The following is a 22,288-nucleotide window of genomic DNA, read 5'->3' as shown; positions in this document are numbered from 1 at the left end:
AGTGAATTTAATGTTATGTGGGATTTTTTAGATAATCTTTTGTCATGAGTAAAAAGAAAAAGAGCAGTACACAGGCGATGAAACAAACACGGGCGCAGGTAGAACGTAACGCTTTGTTGCGTTTTCAGCAGGCTTGTGATTTGATGGTTGGGCCTGGACATTTTGAAAAGTTTACTCCTTTATGCCATAAAAGATTACTTAGAACACGGTATGCTGCGGTGAAACTGAAAATAAACGGTGCCGGATTAAAAGATGAGACGGGCCTGTTGTACCAAGAGATTTTTACGGAGCAGTTGAATAAGATGACCTGCACAACAGCTATTGGTGAAGAGATGCCTTTGACTTTGTATTTACGTGAAGGTTTGGGTTTGATTTATTATGTGGAAGCGTTGAGAAACGAAGGAATGTACCATATTAATCAGCTTGTTCCAGCATTTGAGCCATATGATATTAATGGTGATTTAATTACCGCTCCGCTTGCAAAATTGATCTTCTTACTTCACAGGTTTAGTATTATAGTTAGTGACTGGTCTAAGAAGTTGTTTCTCTATTCGGTCAAAACGCTAGTGTTATATACTGAGAACGGTGACACGAACCATGTGTCGGCAGAAATTAAAAAGCTGGAGACTGGTACCGTAAGGTTTGATAATATTAGCAGGGAGGTGATGAGGATTGGCTGGACAGATCTTGATGGGACTTTTAGCTATAGAAGTATAGATCCAAAATGTATTGGACTGGCACATACTTATGAGTGTTTCGTCTACATACAAAGACACGCCTTACATCGGCTGGAAGAGAGGTTGGGAATTATACCTGGAGTTATACATCATGCTATTTACGAACTGTTTGATAATGACGAATTTGATTATTACCATTAGGGCGATCAAATTTTGTTGGCTTTTCGGCTGTATGATGTAAAGCTTGGTTACCTGGTATGTGAATTAGTAGATGAAAAGATTGTAATCAGAACATTTTTGTTTTTGACCAATGATGGTACGCCTGAAGGTAGGAAGCTGTCGAGACTTACCAGGCTGCAGTTGCTGGATAAGGAATATTTGGGTATCGATACGCTTGAGGGGTTTTTGAGTTTTAATATTGCCCAGGATGAAAGGTTAAGTGATTTATTTACTGAGGCTGGTTGTGGTGGATTGTTAGACCTTTCGGAGATCAAACCGTATTTTATGGCTGATGTGAAGGAAAAGGATCCGGCGAGGTTGCTGGAGTATATGATGGGTAAGATGGATGAGGTTTTGGTGGAGGTGTGAGTTTTTATTTTGCCAGTTTTTTACCTTAAATGTTTAGGTAAGAATCTTTGATTTTGCAGGGTACTCAGGAAGGGTTGGGAATATTTAATGGTTGTTATTTGGTTCCTGTTAATAGGATTATATAAGTTAGTCAAATTTTAATGTTGTATTCAAATGAATAGGATCGTTAGCGTTGGTGAACGCATGAGACAATTAAGGCTTAATCAGGTCAAAGGCCAAAAAAAGATCGCAGAGTCATTGGGAATATCTGTTGCTGCTTATAGTAAGATCGAAAACGGAATTACTGATATCAATCTTACCAGGTTAAAACAAATTGCGGATTATTTCGGTGTTTTGCCGGAGATGTTAATTGTCGGTGAAGAAGTTAGACATGCTTTGGTTGAAGAAAATGCAGATCTAAAAGTTAAGTTGAATGATTTGGGTGAGTATTGTATTTTATTGCAAAGGAAGTTGATTGCCTATTATTAGATGATGGAGCAGTTTAAGGAAAAATGTAAGGAAAATGGTGGGGTGTTGGATTTGTTAAAGTAATGGCTATGATATCTAAAGAGTTTAAAGATCTGGTTATTGCTAAAACTGATATGGTTCAATTGGTCAGTAGCTATATAAGGTTGGAATCACGTGATGAGAATACCTGGAAGGGTCTTTGTCCTTTTCATAGAGATTATTCCGGAACTTTTGTTGTTTCGCCAGGTATGAAGATTTTTAAGTGTTTTATATGTGGTAAGGGTGGTGACCCGGTTAGGTTTGTGATGATGATTGAAAAGAAGGGGTTTGTGGAGGCGGTAGGTGTGTTGGCTGAGAGGGTGGGGTGAGAATGGATGAACCGTAGAAACTGACTTTTCCGGTTTTAGCTTGTAACTATTACTAGCTGTAATCGACAAGTAAACGAATTTACAAGACAAAATATATATGTCCGAAACCTCAGCCAATAGGTAGTGTATTGAATATTTTCTATTGACGAGGGTATATTATTATAGAAGAAATGTTCGAATTAACTGCTGGGTGGAGCTTGTGTCTAATTCATTCTATTTCATTAAATTAGTCGAAATATACAACAACAATGAATACAGACCAGACGCCCTCCGATCCTGAATTTTCAGAAAGCGATAATTCAGAAACCGAAATTCAAATTCCACAGATAGTGCGTGTTGAGAATCCCAGCGCTAGATATTGGGAAATACTCCAGATCAATATTGACTGGTTGCGATTTTCGGAAAGCAAAGCAGGCATCATTCTCACAGTTTATGGAGTCATCTTCACGTTAGGTTACACCAATGCAACCGCCGTCTTTAAGTCAATGGAACAGTCAATTTTCCTAATATTTCTAGTTTTCTTGTACGGATTAATCAGTCTGATATCTATCGGCTTCTGTTTCGCCTGTCTGAACCCAAATCTCAAAAATGAAGAGGAAGCAAGTTCCATCATTTATTTTGGACACATTTCCAAAACACATAAAAAGTATAAAGAATATAAAACTTATGCTCAATCGATATTGGATAATGAGGATAAATTCACTGACCAGATCACAGAGCAGATCTTCGTAAATTCAACTTTAGCCTGGAAAAAATATAAGCGTGTCAGTTGGGCGTTAAGACTATTTGTGTTGAGCCTTGTCGTGCTTATGATTGCCTTGTTCGCTTATTTGATCACATCATTAAATCCAACGAATCATGGCTAACATGCAGACCATTAAGGCGCTAAATTTAAAATACGATAAAAAGTCACCCATTGTAAAATTAGCAACGAAAAGTGCTGTCGAAAATTTAAGTTTGCATGAAAGGTTTAATGGTGATCGGATTGAAAAGGCGTATTCGAGCGAATTTGCCCTAATGGGCACCAACTATGTCAAATATTTTGATCAGGGTTTACCGGCAGAAGTTGCATTGTTGTATATTGATATTTGTTCTTTCTCCACACGTTATTCTAATCTGACTGGCAAAGAGATCGGCAAATTTTTTGATGAATATTACGATATAGTCATTCCGATAATATACACTCATAATGGGGAAATTGACAAGATCATGGGAGACGGTATTATTTGTACTTTCGGACAACCATTCTATGAATACGGGATTTATATGTCTACAATAGCTGCAAATAACTGTGCTATTGAAATTATCGAAGCAACTGCTGGCACCAAATTCGAATCAAAAGTTGCATTTCACTCAGGTACTATCAATTACTTTAAGAATAAATCTGGATTTTATAATGAATATACAATGATTGGAAAGCCACTCACCGAGCTTTATAGACTGGAAAGCATCAGTGAAGATAACACGATTAACTTCTATGATGAGACTGATGTTTCAAAACATCATCAAATGGATATTCTTGTGCAGGACCTCTATGAGCTAGCTAAAATGAAATCACAGCAGGAATGGGTATATACAAAGAACAATGTTAAAAATCTCAAAGGAGTTGATTTTAAAACTTACTATCAAATGCGTAAAAGATAATGGCGATAAAAGATATATTGACGGAAATCACCGCTGATGTGGCAGACGTTTATAAAACAGAATTTTCCTATACGGGGACCGTATACGTGCCAAACAGCCAAACACAGGGACTCACCTTTGAAAGAGGAATGCAAAAAGTTGGTAAGGAAATGGAGACCTGCGTCTTATATGTGGATATTCGGAATTCAGTCGCTCTGACCGCTAAACATCATTCCATTACGATGGCAAAAATTTATACGGCTTTTATAAAAGCGGTAATAAAAGCGGGACGCTATCATAAAGCTTCCACCAGGAATATAATTGGTGACAGGGTAATGTTGGTTTTTCCCTCAGAGAATTGTTTCCATAACGCAGTTGCCTGTGCAATCAGTATCAATCATATCGCTCGAGAAATTATCGCGAAGCAATTTCCTGATGTTGAATTCAAATGTGGAATAGGGATAGATTATGGGAAACTCAAGGTGATTAAAGTTGGTATTCAGCGTAATGGAACAGAGCAGTCTGAAAATAAAGGCCTGGTATGGACAGGTTACCCTGCAAATATAGCCTCTCGATTAACGGATTTGGCGAATAAAACAGTAGAAAAAGTAACCTACAAAGTGAATTATACTGCCAACCGCAATCCTCTCGCCGAATCATATTTTGCAGCATCACATGGTATAGGGTTATTGAGTGGGCTGAACTATTTGGGCAAAATTAATAACACCCCATATAATCTAGTCGATACAGACTCAGAATGGGACGAAGCTAAGTTTGCTGGGTCAATTGAATTGAACGCGTCAGGAGAATTGAAATTTAAAGAAGGTAAGCTTAATAAAGTGGAACGAAAAGTCACAAAGATCAATTATCCGGAAATACTCATAACTCAAGCAGTATATACGGGATTAAAAGATGAAAAATCTCATCTGGCATCTGATTGGGTTGCGCAACCTGGTGAAATCAGGGATGTTAATGGTAAAGTCTATGGTTGTGGTTTTATTTGGAAGATTTCTTAATATATAATTGATGGGCATTAAACAACCAGTTTCGGAGCAGACTAAAAAAAAACTGTGTAATTACACGTTATTAAACTTACAGGTGATTAATGAGCAATTGGATTTCCTAAGGGCTCAAATAAGGATGCTGGACGAAATGGCTGAACAGCGAAACAAGAGTCAACTACAAGCTTCCAGTGAGATCAAACAGCTGAGAAGAGTCTGCGAATATACTATGTTAATTGGGATGATTTCTAATGATCTCTCAGTGGTCTATCGGGTTTATCTTCGTGCTGAAGACCCTTATGAAGTCCAGTATGCTTCAAAACAAATTGTAGTGATCCTAACTGAAGGCTTTAAGCAGGTATTTCATTTTATCAGCATAAATGATCAGGGGCATCTTGTCACAAGGAATCGAGATCGGTCGATTTGGAAAAAAGATATGGGTAAAATCGTCCGAGAAAGGTTACCCCATCTTTTAGATGAATATCTTGACATCACCGGAGATTTGGAACGTTTTGATGATGCTGATCTAAAAGCCATGCAAGCTCCAAGAAATATTTTTGTGCATTATGACCCTAAACCCTGCCGTGCATTTGACGAGCTCCTGTCTGTACATATTGAAGAGGTTACTCAAAAAACTATTCCTTTCCTGGAAATACTTAAGCGGATGATGGAGTTTAATTTTAAAATGACTGATGGGTACTTGAAAGTAATTGTTCAATCAGTCCAAGATGCTTTTGTTGAACATAAAGCCATTCTGAGTAAAATGAAATCTGAAAGTGAACATAGCCCAGAGGCGGTTAAGATCGTCCAAAAAGGTATTGACAACTTAGCACGGATGAAGGAGGACTATGATAAAAAGAATGGCCTAGTAGGCAAATAGGATATCAAAAATTCCGGTGGTTATTAGACGCTGCTGTGAATATATTAAGCTTGAATGGTGTCCTGTTCAAGTTTAGATTGTTGGAGAAGTCTGATTACTGTATCAGATTCAAAAATATATAACAGTTTATTGCAGAGTTAAAATCGTTTCACATGTCTGTGCGGTGGGTCTGATTCAATATCTTTATATCATGAAATTCGGAATTGTCCCTCGTTACATTGATTTATTTGAAGAACCTATTCCGGAGTTAGATGATTTGCTAGATGAAATTTCTTCTGAGCTGATCATCGGGCTGTTGACTATGATCCATGCGGAAATTCATTTGTCTGCGAACGATTTTAACAGCCAGGGTAGGATACTTGAACTTCTTTTGCGCAGGCAGCCGTTGGAGATGCAGCAAAGATTCCTATACAATTTGAACAAGAGCAATCGCAACGAGCTGGACGAAGAGTTTGGCTTGTTTGTGATGTCTTACGTTCTGGAATTCATGCATTATGCATTGATAAATTATCGCGTTTTCAGTATGCAAGGGGACGATACCACTCCGGAACAGGATTTTCGGCTTCTGAAAGCCTATGTTGTGTTCATAGAAAGGCGCAATGTAAAAGATGCTTTGATTTTTGATCACAACCGTGACCTGACTGACGATTTCTTTTTTAAGAATACCCTGCCTATGTTAAGCGGTCAGTATGAGGCGGGACACCTTGTCAATCCCTTTCCAGAAATGGTCAGGGGAATTGTATTATTGAATTTTTTGCAGTTCTCTGCTCCATATGGGGAACAGGTAAAGTTTTTTCTTTTGCAGCGCGGATATACCAGTTCCTGGCACTATGTTTTTACCATGACTAACATTATACAGAGCTCTTGGGTTCCGGTGGAATACAATGGCAAAACTAGTGCTCGGTACTCAATAGGAATACAACCGGAATTTGAGACTATGTTCAATGCGTTTACAATGGACGTTTCTATTTATAAAGAGAAGTACGCAGCTGATCATAAAAATTACGCCGGAATTAAAGATAAGCCTTTAATGAAATTTGATCAGGAAAGCTATATCGTTTTGAACTGGAATTTTTTTTCCAGTAAACTGTATGAAGGATTGATGTTTGACTTTTACACTCACTCGGGGATTAAGGATGTCAGTCCTTTTAAAACTTTTGCGAATTTTAAGCAATTCGTAGGCGAAGAGATTACGGAAGGCTTTTTATTTAAGAAGCTAGTTCGCGAAGCGCTTAAAAAACCATATAGTGTTTTGCTTTTTGATGATAGAGTCCAAAATGGTTTTCCTGACGGTTATTATAGGGAGGGAAACGATGTGATCTTGTTTGAGATAAAAGATGCTTTTTTTCCGTCCAGGGCGATCGACACCATTGCTTACACTCAAATCAGGGATGCCATTGACGAAAAATATAACCAGAACCATAAGGGGACAGGTCAACTCGTCAGTCAGCTTTCAAGGATGTCGGTTTCTTCTTTCGAAGATAAACCGGGATATAAGTATGCAAAAAATTTAACGGTCTATCCCGTCATGGTCTATACTGATTATTTCTTCAGTATGCCTGGAATCAATAATTACCTACAACTGGAATTCGAAAAGCGGGTAAAAGCGGCGAATCTGGAAGATAAGTTTAAATCCATCAAGCCGCTTGTGTTTATCAATATTCGTTTCCTAATCAATCATATTGATTTGCTCGGCCAAAATGAAACCAATTTGCTCATATTATTTGAGCAATTCTACAAAGAACAAAGACGTGCACTGAAAAAAGTAAAGCGAACGGATGCTATTTCTGCGTTTTTTGATTGTTATAAAACATTCGAGAACTCCGTTTTCAAGAACAATTCAAAGGAAATGTATCGCGGGGAGGGGTATGTGAAAAAGGTAATTGATGTACTAGAACTTACGCGAGGTTTACCTCCAGGTGAACTTGTCTAGTAATGCTGCTAAAACTTGGTGAATATAGATGAAGGAGACTTTGCTTTGTCTGTGTAAATTATGTATGATTATTTGGATTATGTGGTGAAATTTATGTAGCTTTGACTAAAGTATATATACTTTAGTCATTTGTCATTTAATGCTAGTTACATTCTAATCTGTTTGCGAGTCAGATGTTTGAAATGTCAGAAAAAACCCGTAACTTCGCAATAGCATCTACAGGAATAAAAAGTAGATCTACTTTTTATTCCTGTAGAGTAATGATTCTCTATCCTCAAATTTCCCTTTTTCTTATCGCACTTCCCATCTCATTCAAGACGATAAAAGTCCTTGTTTTTGGAGTGTTTGTATTTGTCATTTTTATATTGTAACTTTGTATTAAAGTATATATACTTTAATACTTTATCTCATTAAATTCTTTTCAGGATTTGTTGATTTCAAGCAAATATCTTGTTGTTATCACGATTTGCATATGTCAGAAAAAACCTTTAACTTTGCTATACAGAAAGTATATATACTTTCTGTCTCGAATTATAATTATGGCAAATAAACCTAGGTTCATTTCTGTCCTTCCTGAGATTATCAGAACCTTTACCAAAACTGATAGGACAGTGTTTGGCAAAAAGGATATTGCTGAGATTTTTGAGGAATATAAGGATAAATGGCGACTGCCTCTTTATATGGACCTGAATGTATTTATGGATCAGCTTGCCGGGCAAGATTTTATTAAGGAAGCGGTTTTGGACTTCGGAGAAGTTTCAGCAGGAAGGCTGTTCTATTTTGATACAGCTTCTGTGTATGAGATCGCTTCGGGTATCTTTCCTAAAGGGTATCTTTCTCATTATTCAGCAGTGAGTTTATGGGGACTGACCGAACAAATTCCCAAATCCATTTATGTAACCCTAGAACAATCCAACAGTCCTGCAAAGTCGGCACCTAGAATACTAGAGCAGGAAAATATTGATGCTGCCTTCAGCAAGCCTCAACGAGAATCTTTAACGGCTTCGCAACTTGGTGATTTTATCGTCATTTTGCTTCGCGGTAAAAATACAAAAAACCTTGGGGTAGGGACCGCGCCGCATTCGGAGGCTAAGGTCACAGATCTTGAAAGAACACTAATTGATATTGTTGTACGGCCTGCTTATTCTGGAGGTGTGTCAGAAGTTCTGAAGGCTTTTCGTAATGCCAATGAATTGCATAAGATTTCTATAAATAGGTTATCGGGCTATCTGAATAAAATGAATTTCATATATCCTTACCATCAGGCGATCGGCTTTTACTTGGAGGCTGCTGGATTTAAAAAGTCGCAGGTAGATCTTTTTGCGGGAAGAGAAAAACACTATGATTTTTATCTTACCTATGATATGCGAGATATGGATTATTCTGAAAAATGGCATATCTGGTATCCCAAAGGTCTGATCTGAAATTAGTTAGTGGCTGGTTAATCAAGCAAATGCTCGAAGTTTTTCAGGAAATACTCAAAATAAAAATCAAATCCTAAGTCTTTAGCTTTGTCGCTTATTGTATCTCTAACTGCTTGATAACCTTGTCTGTGGATTTCTTCCATGGTCCGGATTTTTCTTAAATATGTTGTGGGTACCCTTTTGGCATCAAAAACTGCCTCTAAAGTTTTTTTTGACTCAGCAGTCGTGGGGTCCAGGGCACAGTGTTCCATGATTTGATAGATATCATAAAAGTCTCTTGCCCTAGCACGGTCGTCTTCTCCGCGTAAGGTGTCCTGTTTAAGCACATCACGGTAATACTCGGGTAGCTTTTGGGCTAATGCCCTTATTTTCTCAAAAATTATAAGCTCGGGCGCATAGATATAAAAGTAAATGCCATCAATTTCGATCATTTTTTTATGGTCACCAACATATTCAAATTTACTAATGTCTACTTTGAATTTTGTGGAATTATCCGGGTTTAATGCCATAGCATTTCTACGTATCAGTTCCAGATCTCCTTTGAACTTGTCATATTTTTCCCGGCTGATGATTTTAAACACGATCATGTAGCCGCCCCAGAATGCCTGGAGATCCGGGTCGCCGGTCTTCGGCTTCTCAACAATCGTCAGGTCAAATACTACTAAGCCGTGATCCGCAAATCCTGATACCATCGCTTTCTCCAGTTTAACCTGTATTTCCTGTATGTCTTTAAAATCTTCTTCCAGAGAGAAATCAAGATCATAGGATGCACGGTCTGACAATCCATAACCCAGACTAATCGCATTCCCTCCTTTTAAAACCAATGATTCCATGAGCTCATCATCCTGTACCAGAGAGGTGATGGTGAGTTTTTTGATGTTGTTTATTAATTCTAAGTCTACCATAAATTTTATATAGCAAATTTAATCAAAAATCACCGCTTATTATGAAGGGGGTTCTCGGTGTTCGTTATTGAGAACGGTATTTATATGTCATCCGAGGAAATTCAAAGCCTCAACTTCGGAGAGTATCCAGCGAAACCCCGATTTCGTTATTACGGCGTATTACAGTGAAATTGGTTGTTCGTCACTATTGGCGAAAACCCTATAAAATCACTAACATTAAATCCCTAGCTACAAATAGCTCTTTGTAACGCCGGAACCATTATTATAAAAGATGGGTGTTGAATCCTTCACCAAAAGTGAAGAAACACTTTTGGTGAAATATACACCCCAAACCAGGTATGTTTTAAACGATGGACTTGGAGATGCTTAATCGTTCGCGATCGTTCGCGAAATGTTAAAACGATCTTGTTTTTTTATGTCGCGAATTTATGTTAAAACCTCACTCTGATGTCACTGTGCGCTTAATCTGTCTTTTGTACTTACGGTTAATTTTCTTTTCTTATGTTCGCAATCGTTCACAAGTTTGCTTATGTTTCTCAATGTTTATACTTTCGTGTGTTTGCAGTCATTCACAAGTTTGCTTGTGTTCGTTACCTTTTGCAGGATTTTCATAGCTTAGTTGCCTTTTTAGAAGCCCATGAAAGTATCGAAATACTAAATCAATTTTACGAACTGCTTTTGGTTCCAACGGCTAATATCTACCAACAGAATCACAGGTTAATGCGATAAAATTAGTTACTTCTTCTCAGCATAAGTTTTTAACATGAGCTGTTTTACGTTATTGAACCTAGACGTTAAGCCCATTTCAAGCCAATAGTCAATCACTTGGTTTTCAATTCCAACCTTACTCAAAGTTTGTGCAAGCCTAACCAATTTATGTTGTAATGAAGAGGGTGCGGCATCAAGTTCTTCGTAGTTTTTATATCGGTCTAAAATAAGTAGGATTTGCGGAATAAAATCCTTGAAATTCTTAAAATGCTCTGGATCTGCTAGCCAGTTCCCCAGATAGGCAAAAGAATTAATGAATTCAGGTTCAACTTGAAGCATGATCCTATAAATTAATATATTCAATGCTTCGGAGGGCGCTCTTTTCTCGACTATGGCAAGATTAAGTTCAGCTAATACATTATTGACTACATCCTGATCTTTGCTTAAAAGTCCAAGATGGATATCTTCATATTTTCGTTTATTATAATAAAGTTTTCTCCCTAAAGCCAGATTAGCATCAAAATTAGGCTGCCCTCGGAGGATCGTTTGATATTCCTCCATAAAAGTGACCATTTCCTCGAGTATCGGCGTGAATGTTTGCATGAAGTCATCTGAGGTGTCCATTCTCGCAATCTCTAAGAGCGGAAATTTCATCTTTTCATATAATTTTAATACTTCATTTTTGGTCCAGGTTAGTCCACGTGTTTGAAACTTGGTTTTAGTCAAATTCATCAAACTTAGATTGTCAAACATACCTTGGATCGAATTTCCATCTATACCCGTATACCAAAGCCTAGGATGCTTCAGAAGTGCTTTTTTGACCACTTTGAAGACATCTTTATTTTGATTACTGTAGTAAATTACCAAACGCCAGACCCTTATATTCATTACTTTGACATAATTAACATCTATTAGCTTGGAGGTAAAGAGGTTGTGTTGTTCAGGTGTTAAAAGATTTGCTAAATTAGCCAGCACGAACATATTTGTATCGAAGTTTTCCGTGAGATTCTCTATCAGCAAATCAAATCTTGCCGAAAATTCTGGCGGTAATTTAATGCCTTTCATTTTAGTTTTATAATACCGGTTTTGATTTAGGTGGTACATAAAACTAATAGCTTGCGTAGTTTCAGTAAAAACATCAATATTAAGGCAGTCAGCAATAATCGACAGCAAAACTTCCGGATCATCCATATATGTGATCGTCCGAGCAAATAAATCTGAGGTAGGTGACCTGCGATCAGAAAATGCATTTTTTTCAAGTAAGAGATCCTTCCAGATCACCAACAAGTCCTTTTGCCAAATCGCTGGTTCTACCGCAATTAATGCTTCAGAAAGGAAGGTGTAGGAATTTTCACGAAATTGGTGAGTCAGTTGTCTGGAATTCTTTATTAAGTTTGTGCAAATTCTTGGAAGTTCGTGCGCAATACCATTGGCAGATGCATATAACTTCCCTACATTTTTTAAAAATTTTTCTTCGGAATATTGTAAACTGTAGAAAAGAAATGGTTCAGGATAAAATTTAAAACCGGCCTCCAAAACGGACAACCATTTTTTATTTGGAGTAAAAACCCGATGAGGTATGCATAATTGGAACCCGGAATCAATAAGTAGCATCAGGTATTGTATTGAACTACCTTCTGTGGGGCCCATCGTCCACAGATCCGGTTCTTCAGGTGATAGTCGCGCCCTTTGCAGTGACAGTGGACTTTTCGCGATATGTGTAAACAGGTTGTCGAAATTGTCAAAGACCATATTTATCCCTGCTTTCTTGTAGTTGTCGATAATATCCAATACCTGTTTATCGACATGCCCTAAATCAGCGGTACCTATATAATTAAGCATCTGGTATAAGTATAGTGCATAATCAGCGGCAAAATCTTGTCTTTGAGAGATTCCGTTCTTTAACAGGTCTTCAGCCCCTTGCCGGTCAACCAAGCTTAATAATCCCGATTTTAGCAAAATTTCTGTCCCTTTAGGAATCCACGCAGTAAGAAATGCCTTTAGATCATCAAATTTATAGGTGTAAGCGAGGCTCAACGCTTGGTGGTATGGAGAATATGGAATTGGGACAATACCCGGAATTGGCCTGTCGGAAAGTAAATAATGCCGTTCGATCATTGGTTTCGTCATTTCAGCTGTCACCGGGTTATCCAGACATTCTATTAAGGTTTCTGAATCCAATACATTTCCAATTGGTAGATGATAATCTTTTATCGCATAAAGCATTAACTTAAGCAACTTAGCCCGATTTAACGGTTCATCTTTGAAATTCTTTTTGAGATGCATGCTAGCAAAAGAAATCAGTGTGTGCTGAGTATTTGTTTCATAATCGTCCAGACTGGGAAGGATTAGATTCACTTCGAGGGCGTCCAATTTTTCTACAATTGCAGAAAGCTGCTGTGGGTCGATTGATTTTCTGGTATCATAGAATGCTGCCGTTTTCCATGCTGCTCTCCTTCTATCTGAAGCCTGTACATCTTTTTTTGTTACGGTCACATCAGTTTTGACATCTTGCGATAGATATTTTAGAAAACAAGCTAAAACATCAAAATAATCATCCGCGTCAATAGTTGTATGCGTCTTACTTTGCAGAAAAATAATCGCTTCCGGTGAACGGATCGGTATTCTTATTATGCGATTTCGAGCATAATGTAATTGGGTGGTTTCATCCAGCTCTTTGAGATCCATATCTATTAAATAGATATGGTTTTTGCCATCCTCATTACTGCGAAAAACATCTGATACCCAATCGACCCATTCCATAAAATTTGGATCAGACCCAGAAAATCCTAGCAAACAGAATGACTCTCTTAATATGGAAACGTTCATTACTTGTCTGAAGGCGGAATGTTTTGTTGCATACTCATTATAATGCTCACGTGATATGATATATTGTGTCTTATGATCACCATCAAACCCTATCTTAAAAGATTTGCGCTGATTTTCATTCCTAAGTGTACCATGCAACTTGATTAGATTACGTTTATAGTTATTTTGAGCAAGATCGGCGCCTTTCAATACCAGTTTGTATACGGATTTGCGAGCCAAAATAGTTTCGTTAAGTCGTTTCTTTGTTACAGACTGCTTGTTTGATATTCCATAAATTTCTTGACGCATTTCATGAATTTTCTTTAAGTTGGTATGATAGGCAAGGGCGTTATCATCTCCAGGGATCGAATCTTCTTTGCCAGTTTCCAGAAATTCAAGATCTTTAACTTCTTCCTCATATCGACTGACATCATCTTTTAACTTTTGTAACTCGCTATCCTTTTCTATCAGAGTGTGTTCGAAATCTTTATATTCTGTCTCTAAATCAGAAATTTCTAAAGTAAGTGTTTCATAACGGGTATGATCTACGCACAAATCAAGCAAATCATCATAGTTAGTGGTAAACAAGTTAATCCATGGGAGCGATACCACTGTCTTGTGCAGACTTAATTTATCGATCGGGACTTGCTCTGACTGCTTTTTTGTTGTGAGTTCAATAATGTTATCCTTTCTGACAGTAACCGTGGGAACACGATCTTCAATATATGTTATTATCGATTCAGGCATTTCTTTAAATTCGATATATTTTGAAACTACCTCTAGATACTTATCTCGTTTCAAAATTTTTTTAGCCTCCATTGAATAGAATTTATCTTTTGTCAATTTAACTTCCAGATCGCTCAGGCTCAAATATTTTTCATAGCTAGTTGAAATTTGTTGGTCATACAGTTCAACAGTAAGGTCAAAAAGCATTTCATTCCAGTCAGGGAACAGCTTGCTTACATTTTTGCTAAAACCTGAACCCACTAGTAGGGACATTTGATCTTGGTAAAGCGCTTTTCTTAAATTTTCAATTTGGTCTGAAGTTTTTGATTCCATGTCATTGATTTGCCAACACGAGTGTATGCAAAATTGGTGACCAAAACAAACTGAGCTGACAGCCTACCAACCAACTATAGGGAAATTGATTGGCTCCTCTGGTGAATTCTATTCAGTTGGCGTTTGTTTATTTACATTTATAATAGCAAATAAACTAATAGAATGAGTGGCCACTTTAGGCGAAGTACCCAGCCTCATTATTCGTTATATACAACTAGCAAGCTACTGATGTCAACATCTGGAGGTCTGGGACAGTCCAGACCTCCTAATCTTTTATCAACTATCGATGATTTTCGATTCTCATAGATTTTAATGCTAGCATTGCCTTGTCGACTTCATTTTTCTTGAAGAATACTGTCCTTCCTGCTTGATAGAATGGAAAGATTCTATTGTTTTTGTATCGATGAATTGTTGACTTAGACACATTCAAATATGCAGACAGGTCAGAAATAGACAGCTTTTTCCTTTCGACCAGCGGTTCGTGCTGAACCTCCGAACTAGTTTTAACTGTTGAGAGCAGTTGATTTAGATTTTGTTCGATTACTATCAGCCTTTGTTCGATTACAAGGAATGGGTTTTCCATAAGTATATTAGGATTCATCGCCGATTGCACATGTCCGCGCATTCTTTTTGGCGAGTAGGTGATAAATAAATGTTTAGAAGAATACCATTTATTGACGCAAAAATAAGCGACATGCAATTAAATTCAAAATTCAATTTGCCACTAAGTTTAATTTTGGATAGTGAATTCCGCAAAAGACGTTTAGTATAGAAATTTCAATTATTTATAAAAAAGTGTCAGTGATTCTGTCAGAATTCTTTTAAAACCGCCTTCAAATGGTATTTAGGTACATAAAAAAGGCTCCGGGGAGGAGCCTCTATTGTCGGCCTTCCAACCAGACAATTATAGGGATAATTAGGAGGGCAATTTAAATGGTAATCAAGTCCTTGAGTACCATTTGTTTTTTATAATTATAAATGTAGAGATATATTCTCAAATTGTGGAATTATTTTTAATAAATATTTTTTTATTTTGAAAACATTGTGTCGTTGGGCAATATTTTCTACAGTTTAAGAAAGTCGGGGCATAAAAAAGGCTGCAATTGCAGCTTTTTTTATTTATACGTTGTTTTCTTTAAGTCTGAGTTTGCTGTGCTTAAAGCCATATAGGAAATAGACAAATAAACCAACAATCAACCAGATCCCAAATCCTATCCAATTGGATATGCCCAATTCACACATCATATAGAGGCAGCTTATTAAGCCCAAAACTGGGATAAGAGAAAGATTTTTAGTGATGCAGTAGTAAATAATTACGAGGCAGATAAAAAAGAAAATCCACATAGGGATTTTATGTTTAAAGAGTTTCCATCCACTTTCATATTTCTTTTCTTTTGCTAGCTCTGAATTGTTTATGAACTGCTCATACTGTTCGGAGGATAACTGATTTAAATATGCTTCTGAATCTGTGTTCTTTTCAATAAGATTAACTTTAGTTTGAGCTATTGCTATTTCTTTTTTTACTATGTCGAGCTCATCTTCATTTAAAGCGGTAATGAAACTAACAGGATCATATATTCTTTGTGTATTGAAAATAAAAGCCGTAGTTTCTTTTTTGTAAAAGCTAAAACCAAAAAATAATGTGCCTATGAATAAAAGAGGGACAATGAATTTAGAATTCATGTATGGAATTCTAAATTTTCCTCTTTGAATATCCGGCTTGTTTTGTAAAACAAGAACTCCCGCACAGACCAGTACAAACGCAAACAGTGTACCAATAGAACATAGGTCTGTTACAATGGTAAGGTTCATGAAAAGCGAAGGAATCGCCACCACAAAGCCCACTACGATGGTAGCAAAAGATGGGGTGTGGTATTTAGGGTGGATTTTTGAAAATGATTTTGGAAGCAGGCCGTCTCGGCTCATGCTCATCCATATTCTTGGCTGGCCCATTTGAAATACTAAAAGCACACTTGCCATAGCAAACACCGCACTTACGGCTATTATTCCGCTCATTAGCTTCAAATCGATCTGATCAAAAACAAATGCCAGTGGGTCGCCAACAGCAAGTAATTTGAAGTTAACGATTCCTGTAAGCACAAGTGCAATTGCCACATATAGAATTGTACAAATGATAATTGCCCACATCATTCCCCTTGGTAAGTCTCTTTGTGGGTTTCTGCATTCTTCGGCAGTCGTAGAAATGGCGTCAAAGCCTATGTAAGCAAAAAAAACAGCTGATACTCCCTTTAATACTCCTGATACTCCATTGGGGGCAAAGGGATCCCAATTGGCAGTGTCAACATAAAAAACACCTACTGCAAGTACCAGCAATATAACGGCTAGTTTTACAATAACCATTGCGTTACTTGCATTTCTGGATTCTTTCATACCTCTGTATACCAGCCAGGTAATGAAAATGATAATGCCAAGAGCGGGTAAGTCTGCTACAAGATGAAAGCCTGCAATTTGTGGGGATGTTATCCAGGCGTTGTTTGCTATTCTTGTTGCTTCATCCAGATTTGCGTAGTTTTTTCCTGCGTTAACAAGCGCTTCTGCATGCGCATGACCATTATATGCGGTCAGATAATCCATTGTGGTCCAATCTGGCAAATGAATGCCATTTATGCCAAATGCAGGTATTCGTATGGAGGAGAGGAGTCCTGTAAAATAATCGGACCAGGATATTGCTACAGTTATATTTCCAATAGCATATTCCATAATGAGCGACCATCCAATGATCCAGGCCACCAGTTCGCCAAAAGCAACATATGAATAGGTATATGCACTTCCGGATACAGGGACCATTGAGGCAAATTCTGCATACGCAAACGCAGCAAAACTACAAGCAATGGCAGTAAATATAAAAAGGAATATTACCGCAGGACCACCATCAGCACTGGCTTTGCCAATTGTACTGAAAATGCCTGCCCCAATTATAGCGGCAATACCGAAAGCCGTTAAATCCCGTACACCAAGCGTTTTATGGAGCGAAGCCCCGTGATCACCATAGCCTTTTTCTGCATCTTCCAATATTTTGGCTATTGACTTTTTTCTGAAAAGTTTTTCAAACATACATTAGTGGTTAGGTTCGGTTTTGATATTCAAACTTAGATATTATGTTGTAAACTTAGCCTAATTTATGCAATTCATCCTTTACAAATGATGCCAGCTCTTCAATGTAGTTTAAGCTGAAATCAAATTTAATTCCTGCAGTTTCGTAAATTTCATTGATGGGTTTAGTATATCCTAATGATAGTGCTGCAAGGTATTGTTCCAATGCTTGTTCAGGATTTTCTTTATAATTTTTCCAGATCGCTATTGCTCCTAATTGTGCAATAGCATATTCAATATAATAAAAAGGGACTTCAAAAAGATGCAATTGTTTTTGCCAAACATTGCCGAACTCATGTTCTAAGCCGTCCCAGTTAGCAAATCCGCTACCAAAACGGGTATATATTTGCTTAAAGGCTTCCTCTCTATCAGCTGCATTATGGCCAGAGTTGGTATAAATCCAATGTTGGAACTGATCTATAACAGCAACCCATGGCAAGGTTTTAAGCACATCAGCAAGCTGTTCTTTTTTTGCCCTGATGAGATCCTCTTCATTATCAAAATAGATGCCCCAGTTGTCCATTGAAATGAGTTCCATGCTCATTGAAGCAAGTTCTGCAACTTCCGAAGGGCAGTGTTTAAAGTCATTTAATTCCAGATTTGCAGTAAGGAAGGTATGTATGGCATGGCCACCTTCATGAACCATAGTAGTTAGGTCTCTTAATGAATTGGCAGAGTTCATGAAAATAAAAGGTGCACCAGTTTCTGCAAGAGGGTAGTTATAACCACCCGGTGCTTTTCCTTTTCTGCTTTCTACATCAAAAAGGTTGTTAGCTTTCATAATAGAAAGCATCTGGCCTAATTTAGGGTTAATGGCATTAAAGCAGTCGATACTTTTATCAATCAACTCTTTTCCATTTTTAAATGGCTTTAAAGCTTGTTTTCCAGTGGTACTTACCTCCATGTCCCATGGCTTTAATTCATCAATTCCAAGTAGCTTAGCTCTTTTTTCTGCCTGTTCCTTTAGAATGGGAACAATTTGCTTTTCTATAGCTTCATGAAAATGGTAACAATCCTGCGGGGTATAATCAAAACGACCAAGCGCCTGGAACATATAATCGCGGTAGTTCTCGAAACCAGCATTTACTGCTACCTGGTGGCGCATAACAATCAGCTCATCAAACAAAATGTTTAACTCATCTTTATTTACGAGGCGACGTTGTTGTATGGTTCCCCATGCCTGTTGTCTTACACTTCTATCTGTATCTTTAACAAAGTTGGCTGCTTGTTCCAATGTATATTCCTTGTCGTTGATCATCACGCTCATTGCTCCGGTAATGGCCTGATACTTTTGCTGAGTTACCTGAAGTTTAGTTAAGAGCTCTACATTTTCTTCGCGATAAATCTCTAATGCTTTTCTGATTGCTCTGATGTAGACAAAATATTTATCATGGTCCAGTTCATCAATAAACGGGCTATCGTTAAATTTCTGGTTAAGCTGATTTGCAATTGGCGAAATTTTAGGTTCAATTTCGGTAGCAAAATATTGAAAATCTTTTACTAAGGTTTCATTAGCAGTATCACAGCTCATTTTAATATATCGCCATGCAAAATCCTCTTCAAGAGCAGCTTCTAATTCGCTTTTGTCCTTTAACCATTGTTCTAAATCATTTACATTATCTATGGGACGAGCCAATAGCTCATTAAGTATGGGTTCAAGATTGTCCCATTTCATTTCCAGATTTTGAGGGATATAGATTCTTTTCTTTTTAGGTATGGTAAGGTTAATCATAGTTAGAAATTAAAATTGGTTCTTAAGAAGGCGTCAATTAAAAAGCAAATGGCAAATATTACTGAAGCAAAACCATTTGTTGTGGCGAATGCTTTATTTACTTTACTGATGTCGTTAGGTTTTACAAGTAAGTGCTGATAAGTTAGCATAAAGCAAAAGAATGCCACACCTACATAATAAACCCAGCTGAATGTAGTAAACATTACCGGCAGGATTACGCAAAGTGCAGAAAAAACATGCAATATTACCGAAAGGTTTAGGGCATTTTTGATTCCCATTGCTGCGGGGATAGAATGTAGTTTTTCATTTCTGTCAAAATCTTCATCCTGTAAAGCATATATGATATCGAATCCACTAACCCAGAACAATACGGCAAATGAATAAAGAACAGGAACGATGTTGAATGCTCCGGTTACTGCAATGTAGGCGCCAATAGGAGCAAGTGAAAGCCCCAGGCCGAGTACCATATGGCACAATGCTGTAAATCTTTTTGTGTAACTGTAAAATAGTACTACAAAGAGGGCCACAGGCGAAAGATAAAAGCAAAGGCTGTTAATGAAGGCAGTAGTGGTAATGAAAAGAACACAGTTAATAATTACAAATATTAATGCTTCGTTAGCAGATATTTTACCTGCAGGAATGTCCCTCATTTGAGTGCGGGGATTTTTTGCATCTATGTTTCTGTCGAGATACCTATTAAATGCCATGGCGGCATTTCGAGCAAAAACCATGCACAGTAATACCAATGCCAACAGTAGCCAGTTAAATGGATTTGGGGTAGTAGTTACCCCAAGAAAAAAGCCTATTAGTGCAAATGGTAAAGCAAAAATAGAGTGGGCAAACAATACCAGTGAAAAATACTTTTTCATTAACTTTTATTAAAAATCTTCTTTAGGGGTTAAAATGGGCATTACAAAATCCAGGTTAACCTGATCGATAAAATCCAAAATCTGATCTCTACCGGTGCTTTTCTCTGCAGAAGTTACAAAGTATGGGGGGATTTCTTCAAACCATCCTTTTAGTGCTTTTTTAAATGCCGAAACATTCTGATCAGTCTTTACTGCACTTTGTTTATCTGCTTTGGTAAACACAAGTGCAAAAGGAATTTGAATCTCTCCCATCCAGCAGCAAAATTCAAGATCTATTTTTTGTGGTTCAAGCCTGCTATCTATTAATACAAAAACACATTGTAGGCTCTCACGCTTTGTGATGTAATTTCGTATAAACTTTTCCCAATTCTCGCGACTGCTTTTTGATACTTTAGCGTAGCCATAACCGGGTAAATCGACAATATACCACTTCTCATTAATCAGGAAATGGTTAATTAATTGGGTTTTACCTGGCCTTTGTGAGGTTTTTGCTAATCCATGCTGATTAACAAGCATGTTGATTAACGAGGATTTTCCAACGTTTGAACGTCCAATAAATGCATACTCGGGCATATTGGCAACAGGCAGTGCTGAAACCTTTGTATTACTACAAATAAATGTTGCTGATTTTATAATCATTTGACAAAGGTAGAAAATTAGTTTTCAACAATACTTATCTTTGCTGCGTACCATGAACGAAAACATCACACCATACCAATCTGAAACGGCAACAAAGAAGGAACAAGTTGCCAGCATGTTTAATAATATATCAGGAACTTATGATTTTTTAAATCATTTTATGTCCTTAGGTATTGATATTATATGGCGTAAAAAGGCAATAAGGGAACTTAAATCTATCAAACCACGCATCATGCTTGATGTGGCAACTGGTACAGGTGACTTTGCCTTTGAGGCAATAAAAATTTTAGCACCTGAGAAAATTATTGGAGTAGATATTTCTGAAGGCATGCTTGATGTTGCGCGTAAGAAAATTCAGGATAGGAATTTGCAGCATGTTTTTTCTGTTCAGACGGGAGATTCGGAAGGATTACAGTTTAGTAATGATCATTTTGATGCAATAACGGTAGCCTTTGGTGTAAGGAATTACGAAAATCTGGAGAAAGGACTTGCAGATATGTACAGGGTTTTGAAACCAGGAGGTAAAATTGTGATACTTGAGTTTTCTAAACCCAGAAAATTTCCGATTAAACAGGGGTATAATTTTTACTTTAAACATGTTACACCGATCCTCGGTAAGCTGTTTTCTAAAGATAACAGAGCTTACTGCTATTTGCCGGAATCTGTAGCCGCATTTCCGGATGGCGAAGAGTTTACCTGTTTAATGAATAAGGTTGGTTTTACAAACACCAAGGACAGGCGCCTTACGTTTGGTATAAGTGCAATTTATATTGGGACCAAATGAAAATAAAATCAGGCTTACTTATTTTATGCTTATTTGCATGTGTGTCGGCCAGGGCCCAAAATTGGGGAGGTGGGGTAGATGATTCCAATCTCCATTTCGGATTTACATTTCAGTACCTTTCATCAGAGTATAAGATTTTAAAGAAGGGGGATTGGAGAGAACCTTATAATAAGGATATGGAATCTGGTCTGGTAGCTCCCGGGTTAACAGGAATATCATCAGATTCTTCACCTGGTTTCGGAATTGGCTTTGTTGTAAATAAACGGCTGATCGAAAATGCTGATCTACGATTTACACCAATATTGGTATTTAATGATAGGATACTAACATATCACCATGACGAACTTAAGGATAATGTTGAAAGGAAAATATCCTCAACACTGGTGGAGTTCCCACTTGGGATAAAGCTGAAATCGGATAGGAGGAATAATTTTAGAGCTTACATGATCGGAGGAGCTAAATATTCAATGGATATTTCATCAAAGAAAAAGACAAATAATGCGAATATAACTGACCCGGGAGAAAAGATGCTGAATAATGTGCGCAACTATCTCTCATATGAAGCCGGATTGGGTTTTGACCTCTATTTCGAATATTTTAAAATGTCGCCAGAGATTAAGTTATCCTACTCCTTCAATAGTGTTTTAAAGGATGAACCTAATCGCTATTCTTATCCAATTGATAAATTAATGCTGCGTCATGTGACATTCAGTTTATTTTTTGAGTAAT

Annotated in this window: 19 protein-coding genes; 12 read left to right on the top strand and 7 right to left on the bottom strand. The window is 37.4% G+C overall.

What is annotated here, in order from left to right:
• Positions 1-44 precede the first annotated feature (44 nt).
• The 10 genes from AC6CH7_RS20865 (at position 45) to AC6CH7_RS20820 (ending at position 8,941) form a co-directional block, all read left to right on the top strand.
• Entirely contained in the window at positions 45-878 is an 834-nt protein-coding gene (locus AC6CH7_RS20865; RefSeq protein WP_498264565.1) for a hypothetical protein, read from the top strand.
• Positions 879-893: 15 nt separating this feature from the next.
• Positions 894-1,265 (top strand): hypothetical protein, encoded by a 372-nt coding sequence (locus tag AC6CH7_RS20860; RefSeq protein WP_498264564.1) that lies wholly within the window; start codon positions 894-896, stop codon positions 1,263-1,265.
• Positions 1,266-1,418: 153 nt separating this feature from the next.
• Positions 1,419-1,733 (top strand): helix-turn-helix domain-containing protein, encoded by a 315-nt coding sequence (locus tag AC6CH7_RS20855; RefSeq protein WP_498264563.1) that lies wholly within the window; start codon positions 1,419-1,421, stop codon positions 1,731-1,733.
• Positions 1,734-1,801: 68 nt separating this feature from the next.
• Positions 1,802-2,080, top strand: coding sequence for a CHC2 zinc finger domain-containing protein (locus AC6CH7_RS20850; protein ID WP_498264562.1), 279 nt, complete (start codon positions 1,802-1,804; stop codon positions 2,078-2,080).
• Positions 2,081-2,328: 248 nt separating this feature from the next.
• A complete protein-coding gene (locus tag AC6CH7_RS20845; protein WP_498264561.1) occupies positions 2,329-2,946 on the top strand; it encodes a Pycsar system effector family protein in 618 nt (205 codons plus the stop codon).
• The gene (locus AC6CH7_RS20840) at positions 2,939-3,724 is read left to right on the top strand and encodes an adenylate/guanylate cyclase domain-containing protein (protein WP_498264560.1); all 786 of its coding nucleotides are present in this window, start codon (positions 2,939-2,941) and stop codon (positions 3,722-3,724) included. The genes AC6CH7_RS20845 and AC6CH7_RS20840 overlap by 8 nt, the downstream gene beginning before the upstream one ends.
• Positions 3,724-4,719, top strand: coding sequence for an adenylate/guanylate cyclase domain-containing protein (locus AC6CH7_RS20835; RefSeq protein WP_498264559.1), 996 nt, complete (start codon positions 3,724-3,726; stop codon positions 4,717-4,719). Before AC6CH7_RS20840 ends, AC6CH7_RS20835 begins: the two co-directional genes overlap by 1 nt.
• 10 nt (positions 4,720-4,729) lie before the next feature.
• The gene (locus AC6CH7_RS20830) at positions 4,730-5,584 is read left to right on the top strand and encodes a hypothetical protein (RefSeq protein WP_498264558.1); all 855 of its coding nucleotides are present in this window, start codon (positions 4,730-4,732) and stop codon (positions 5,582-5,584) included.
• A gap of 190 nt (positions 5,585-5,774) precedes the next feature.
• Positions 5,775-7,517 (top strand): hypothetical protein, encoded by a 1,743-nt coding sequence (locus tag AC6CH7_RS20825; RefSeq protein ID WP_498264557.1) that lies wholly within the window; start codon positions 5,775-5,777, stop codon positions 7,515-7,517.
• A gap of 539 nt (positions 7,518-8,056) precedes the next feature.
• Positions 8,057-8,941 carry a type IV toxin-antitoxin system AbiEi family antitoxin domain-containing protein gene (locus AC6CH7_RS20820; protein ID WP_498264556.1) on the top strand — a complete coding sequence of 295 codons (885 nt, stop codon included), beginning with the start codon at positions 8,057-8,059 and terminating at the stop codon, positions 8,939-8,941.
• Positions 8,942-8,958: 17 nt separating this feature from the next.
• Here the strand turns inward: AC6CH7_RS20820 and AC6CH7_RS20815 are convergent, their stop codons facing one another.
• From AC6CH7_RS20815 to yihA, 7 genes are all read right to left on the bottom strand, one after another.
• Positions 8,959-9,846, bottom strand: coding sequence for a nucleotidyl transferase AbiEii/AbiGii toxin family protein (locus tag AC6CH7_RS20815; protein WP_498264555.1), 888 nt, complete (start codon positions 9,844-9,846; stop codon positions 8,959-8,961).
• A 735-nt stretch (positions 9,847-10,581) separates the two neighbouring features.
• On the bottom strand, positions 10,582-14,421 hold the full coding sequence (locus AC6CH7_RS20810; protein WP_498264554.1) for an SIR2 family protein: 3,840 nt from the start codon (positions 14,419-14,421) through the stop codon (positions 10,582-10,584).
• A 280-nt stretch (positions 14,422-14,701) separates the two neighbouring features.
• A complete protein-coding gene (locus tag AC6CH7_RS20805; protein ID WP_498264553.1) occupies positions 14,702-15,004 on the bottom strand; it encodes a helix-turn-helix domain-containing protein in 303 nt (100 codons plus the stop codon).
• 536 nt (positions 15,005-15,540) lie between these two features.
• Entirely contained in the window at positions 15,541-17,496 is a 1,956-nt protein-coding gene (locus AC6CH7_RS20800) for an amino acid permease (RefSeq protein WP_498264552.1), read from the bottom strand.
• 55 nt (positions 17,497-17,551) lie between these two features.
• Positions 17,552-19,267, bottom strand: a complete 1,716-nt coding sequence (locus AC6CH7_RS20795; RefSeq protein ID WP_498264551.1) for a M3 family oligoendopeptidase — start codon at positions 19,265-19,267, stop codon at positions 17,552-17,554.
• A 2-nt stretch (positions 19,268-19,269) separates the two neighbouring features.
• Complete coding sequence (locus AC6CH7_RS20790; protein WP_498264550.1) at positions 19,270-20,136, bottom strand: UbiA-like polyprenyltransferase; 867 nt, start codon at positions 20,134-20,136, stop codon at positions 19,270-19,272.
• A gap of 9 nt (positions 20,137-20,145) precedes the next feature.
• Positions 20,146-20,775, bottom strand: a complete 630-nt coding sequence (yihA, locus tag AC6CH7_RS20785; RefSeq protein ID WP_498264549.1) for a ribosome biogenesis GTP-binding protein YihA/YsxC — start codon at positions 20,773-20,775, stop codon at positions 20,146-20,148.
• A 52-nt stretch (positions 20,776-20,827) separates the two neighbouring features.
• Here yihA and ubiE point away from each other — a divergent pair, with 52 nt between their 5' ends.
• Positions 20,828-21,559 (top strand): bifunctional demethylmenaquinone methyltransferase/2-methoxy-6-polyprenyl-1,4-benzoquinol methylase UbiE, encoded by a 732-nt coding sequence (gene ubiE, locus AC6CH7_RS20780; protein ID WP_498264548.1) that lies wholly within the window; start codon positions 20,828-20,830, stop codon positions 21,557-21,559.
• Positions 21,556-22,287 (top strand): type IX secretion/gliding motility protein PorT/SprT, encoded by a 732-nt coding sequence (porT, locus tag AC6CH7_RS20775; RefSeq protein ID WP_498264547.1) that lies wholly within the window; start codon positions 21,556-21,558, stop codon positions 22,285-22,287. The genes ubiE and porT overlap by 4 nt, the downstream gene beginning before the upstream one ends.
• The last annotated feature ends 1 nt before the right edge of the window (position 22,288 follow it).

It is taken from the genome of Pedobacter sp. GQ55 (assembly GCF_059758925.1).
Note: the sequence above shows the minus strand (reverse complement) of the source record. Positions and strands in the feature narration are given on the sequence as shown.

Coding starts and splice junctions, on each gene's coding strand:
- AC6CH7_RS20865 (WP_498264565.1), top strand. CDS start 45: ATGAGTAAAAAGAAAAAGAGCAGTACACAGGCGATGAAACAAACACGG.
- AC6CH7_RS20855 (WP_498264563.1), top strand. CDS start 1,419: ATGAATAGGATCGTTAGCGTTGGTGAACGCATGAGACAATTAAGGCTT.
- AC6CH7_RS20850 (WP_498264562.1), top strand. CDS start 1,802: ATGATATCTAAAGAGTTTAAAGATCTGGTTATTGCTAAAACTGATATG.
- AC6CH7_RS20845 (WP_498264561.1), top strand. CDS start 2,329: ATGAATACAGACCAGACGCCCTCCGATCCTGAATTTTCAGAAAGCGAT.
- AC6CH7_RS20840 (WP_498264560.1), top strand. CDS start 2,939: ATGGCTAACATGCAGACCATTAAGGCGCTAAATTTAAAATACGATAAA.
- AC6CH7_RS20835 (WP_498264559.1), top strand. CDS start 3,724: ATGGCGATAAAAGATATATTGACGGAAATCACCGCTGATGTGGCAGAC.
- AC6CH7_RS20830 (WP_498264558.1), top strand. CDS start 4,730: ATGGGCATTAAACAACCAGTTTCGGAGCAGACTAAAAAAAAACTGTGT.
- AC6CH7_RS20825 (WP_498264557.1), top strand. CDS start 5,775: ATGAAATTCGGAATTGTCCCTCGTTACATTGATTTATTTGAAGAACCT.
- AC6CH7_RS20820 (WP_498264556.1), top strand. CDS start 8,057: ATGGCAAATAAACCTAGGTTCATTTCTGTCCTTCCTGAGATTATCAGA.
- AC6CH7_RS20815 (WP_498264555.1), bottom strand. CDS start 9,846: ATGGTAGACTTAGAATTAATAAACAACATCAAAAAACTCACCATCACC.
- AC6CH7_RS20810 (WP_498264554.1), bottom strand. CDS start 14,421: ATGGAATCAAAAACTTCAGACCAAATTGAAAATTTAAGAAAAGCGCTT.
- AC6CH7_RS20805 (WP_498264553.1), bottom strand. CDS start 15,004: ATGGAAAACCCATTCCTTGTAATCGAACAAAGGCTGATAGTAATCGAA.
- AC6CH7_RS20800 (WP_498264552.1), bottom strand. CDS start 17,496: ATGTTTGAAAAACTTTTCAGAAAAAAGTCAATAGCCAAAATATTGGAA.
- AC6CH7_RS20795 (WP_498264551.1), bottom strand. CDS start 19,267: ATGATTAACCTTACCATACCTAAAAAGAAAAGAATCTATATCCCTCAA.
- AC6CH7_RS20790 (WP_498264550.1), bottom strand. CDS start 20,136: ATGAAAAAGTATTTTTCACTGGTATTGTTTGCCCACTCTATTTTTGCT.
- yihA (WP_498264549.1), bottom strand. CDS start 20,775: ATGATTATAAAATCAGCAACATTTATTTGTAGTAATACAAAGGTTTCA.
- ubiE (WP_498264548.1), top strand. CDS start 20,828: ATGAACGAAAACATCACACCATACCAATCTGAAACGGCAACAAAGAAG.
- porT (WP_498264547.1), top strand. CDS start 21,556: ATGAAAATAAAATCAGGCTTACTTATTTTATGCTTATTTGCATGTGTG.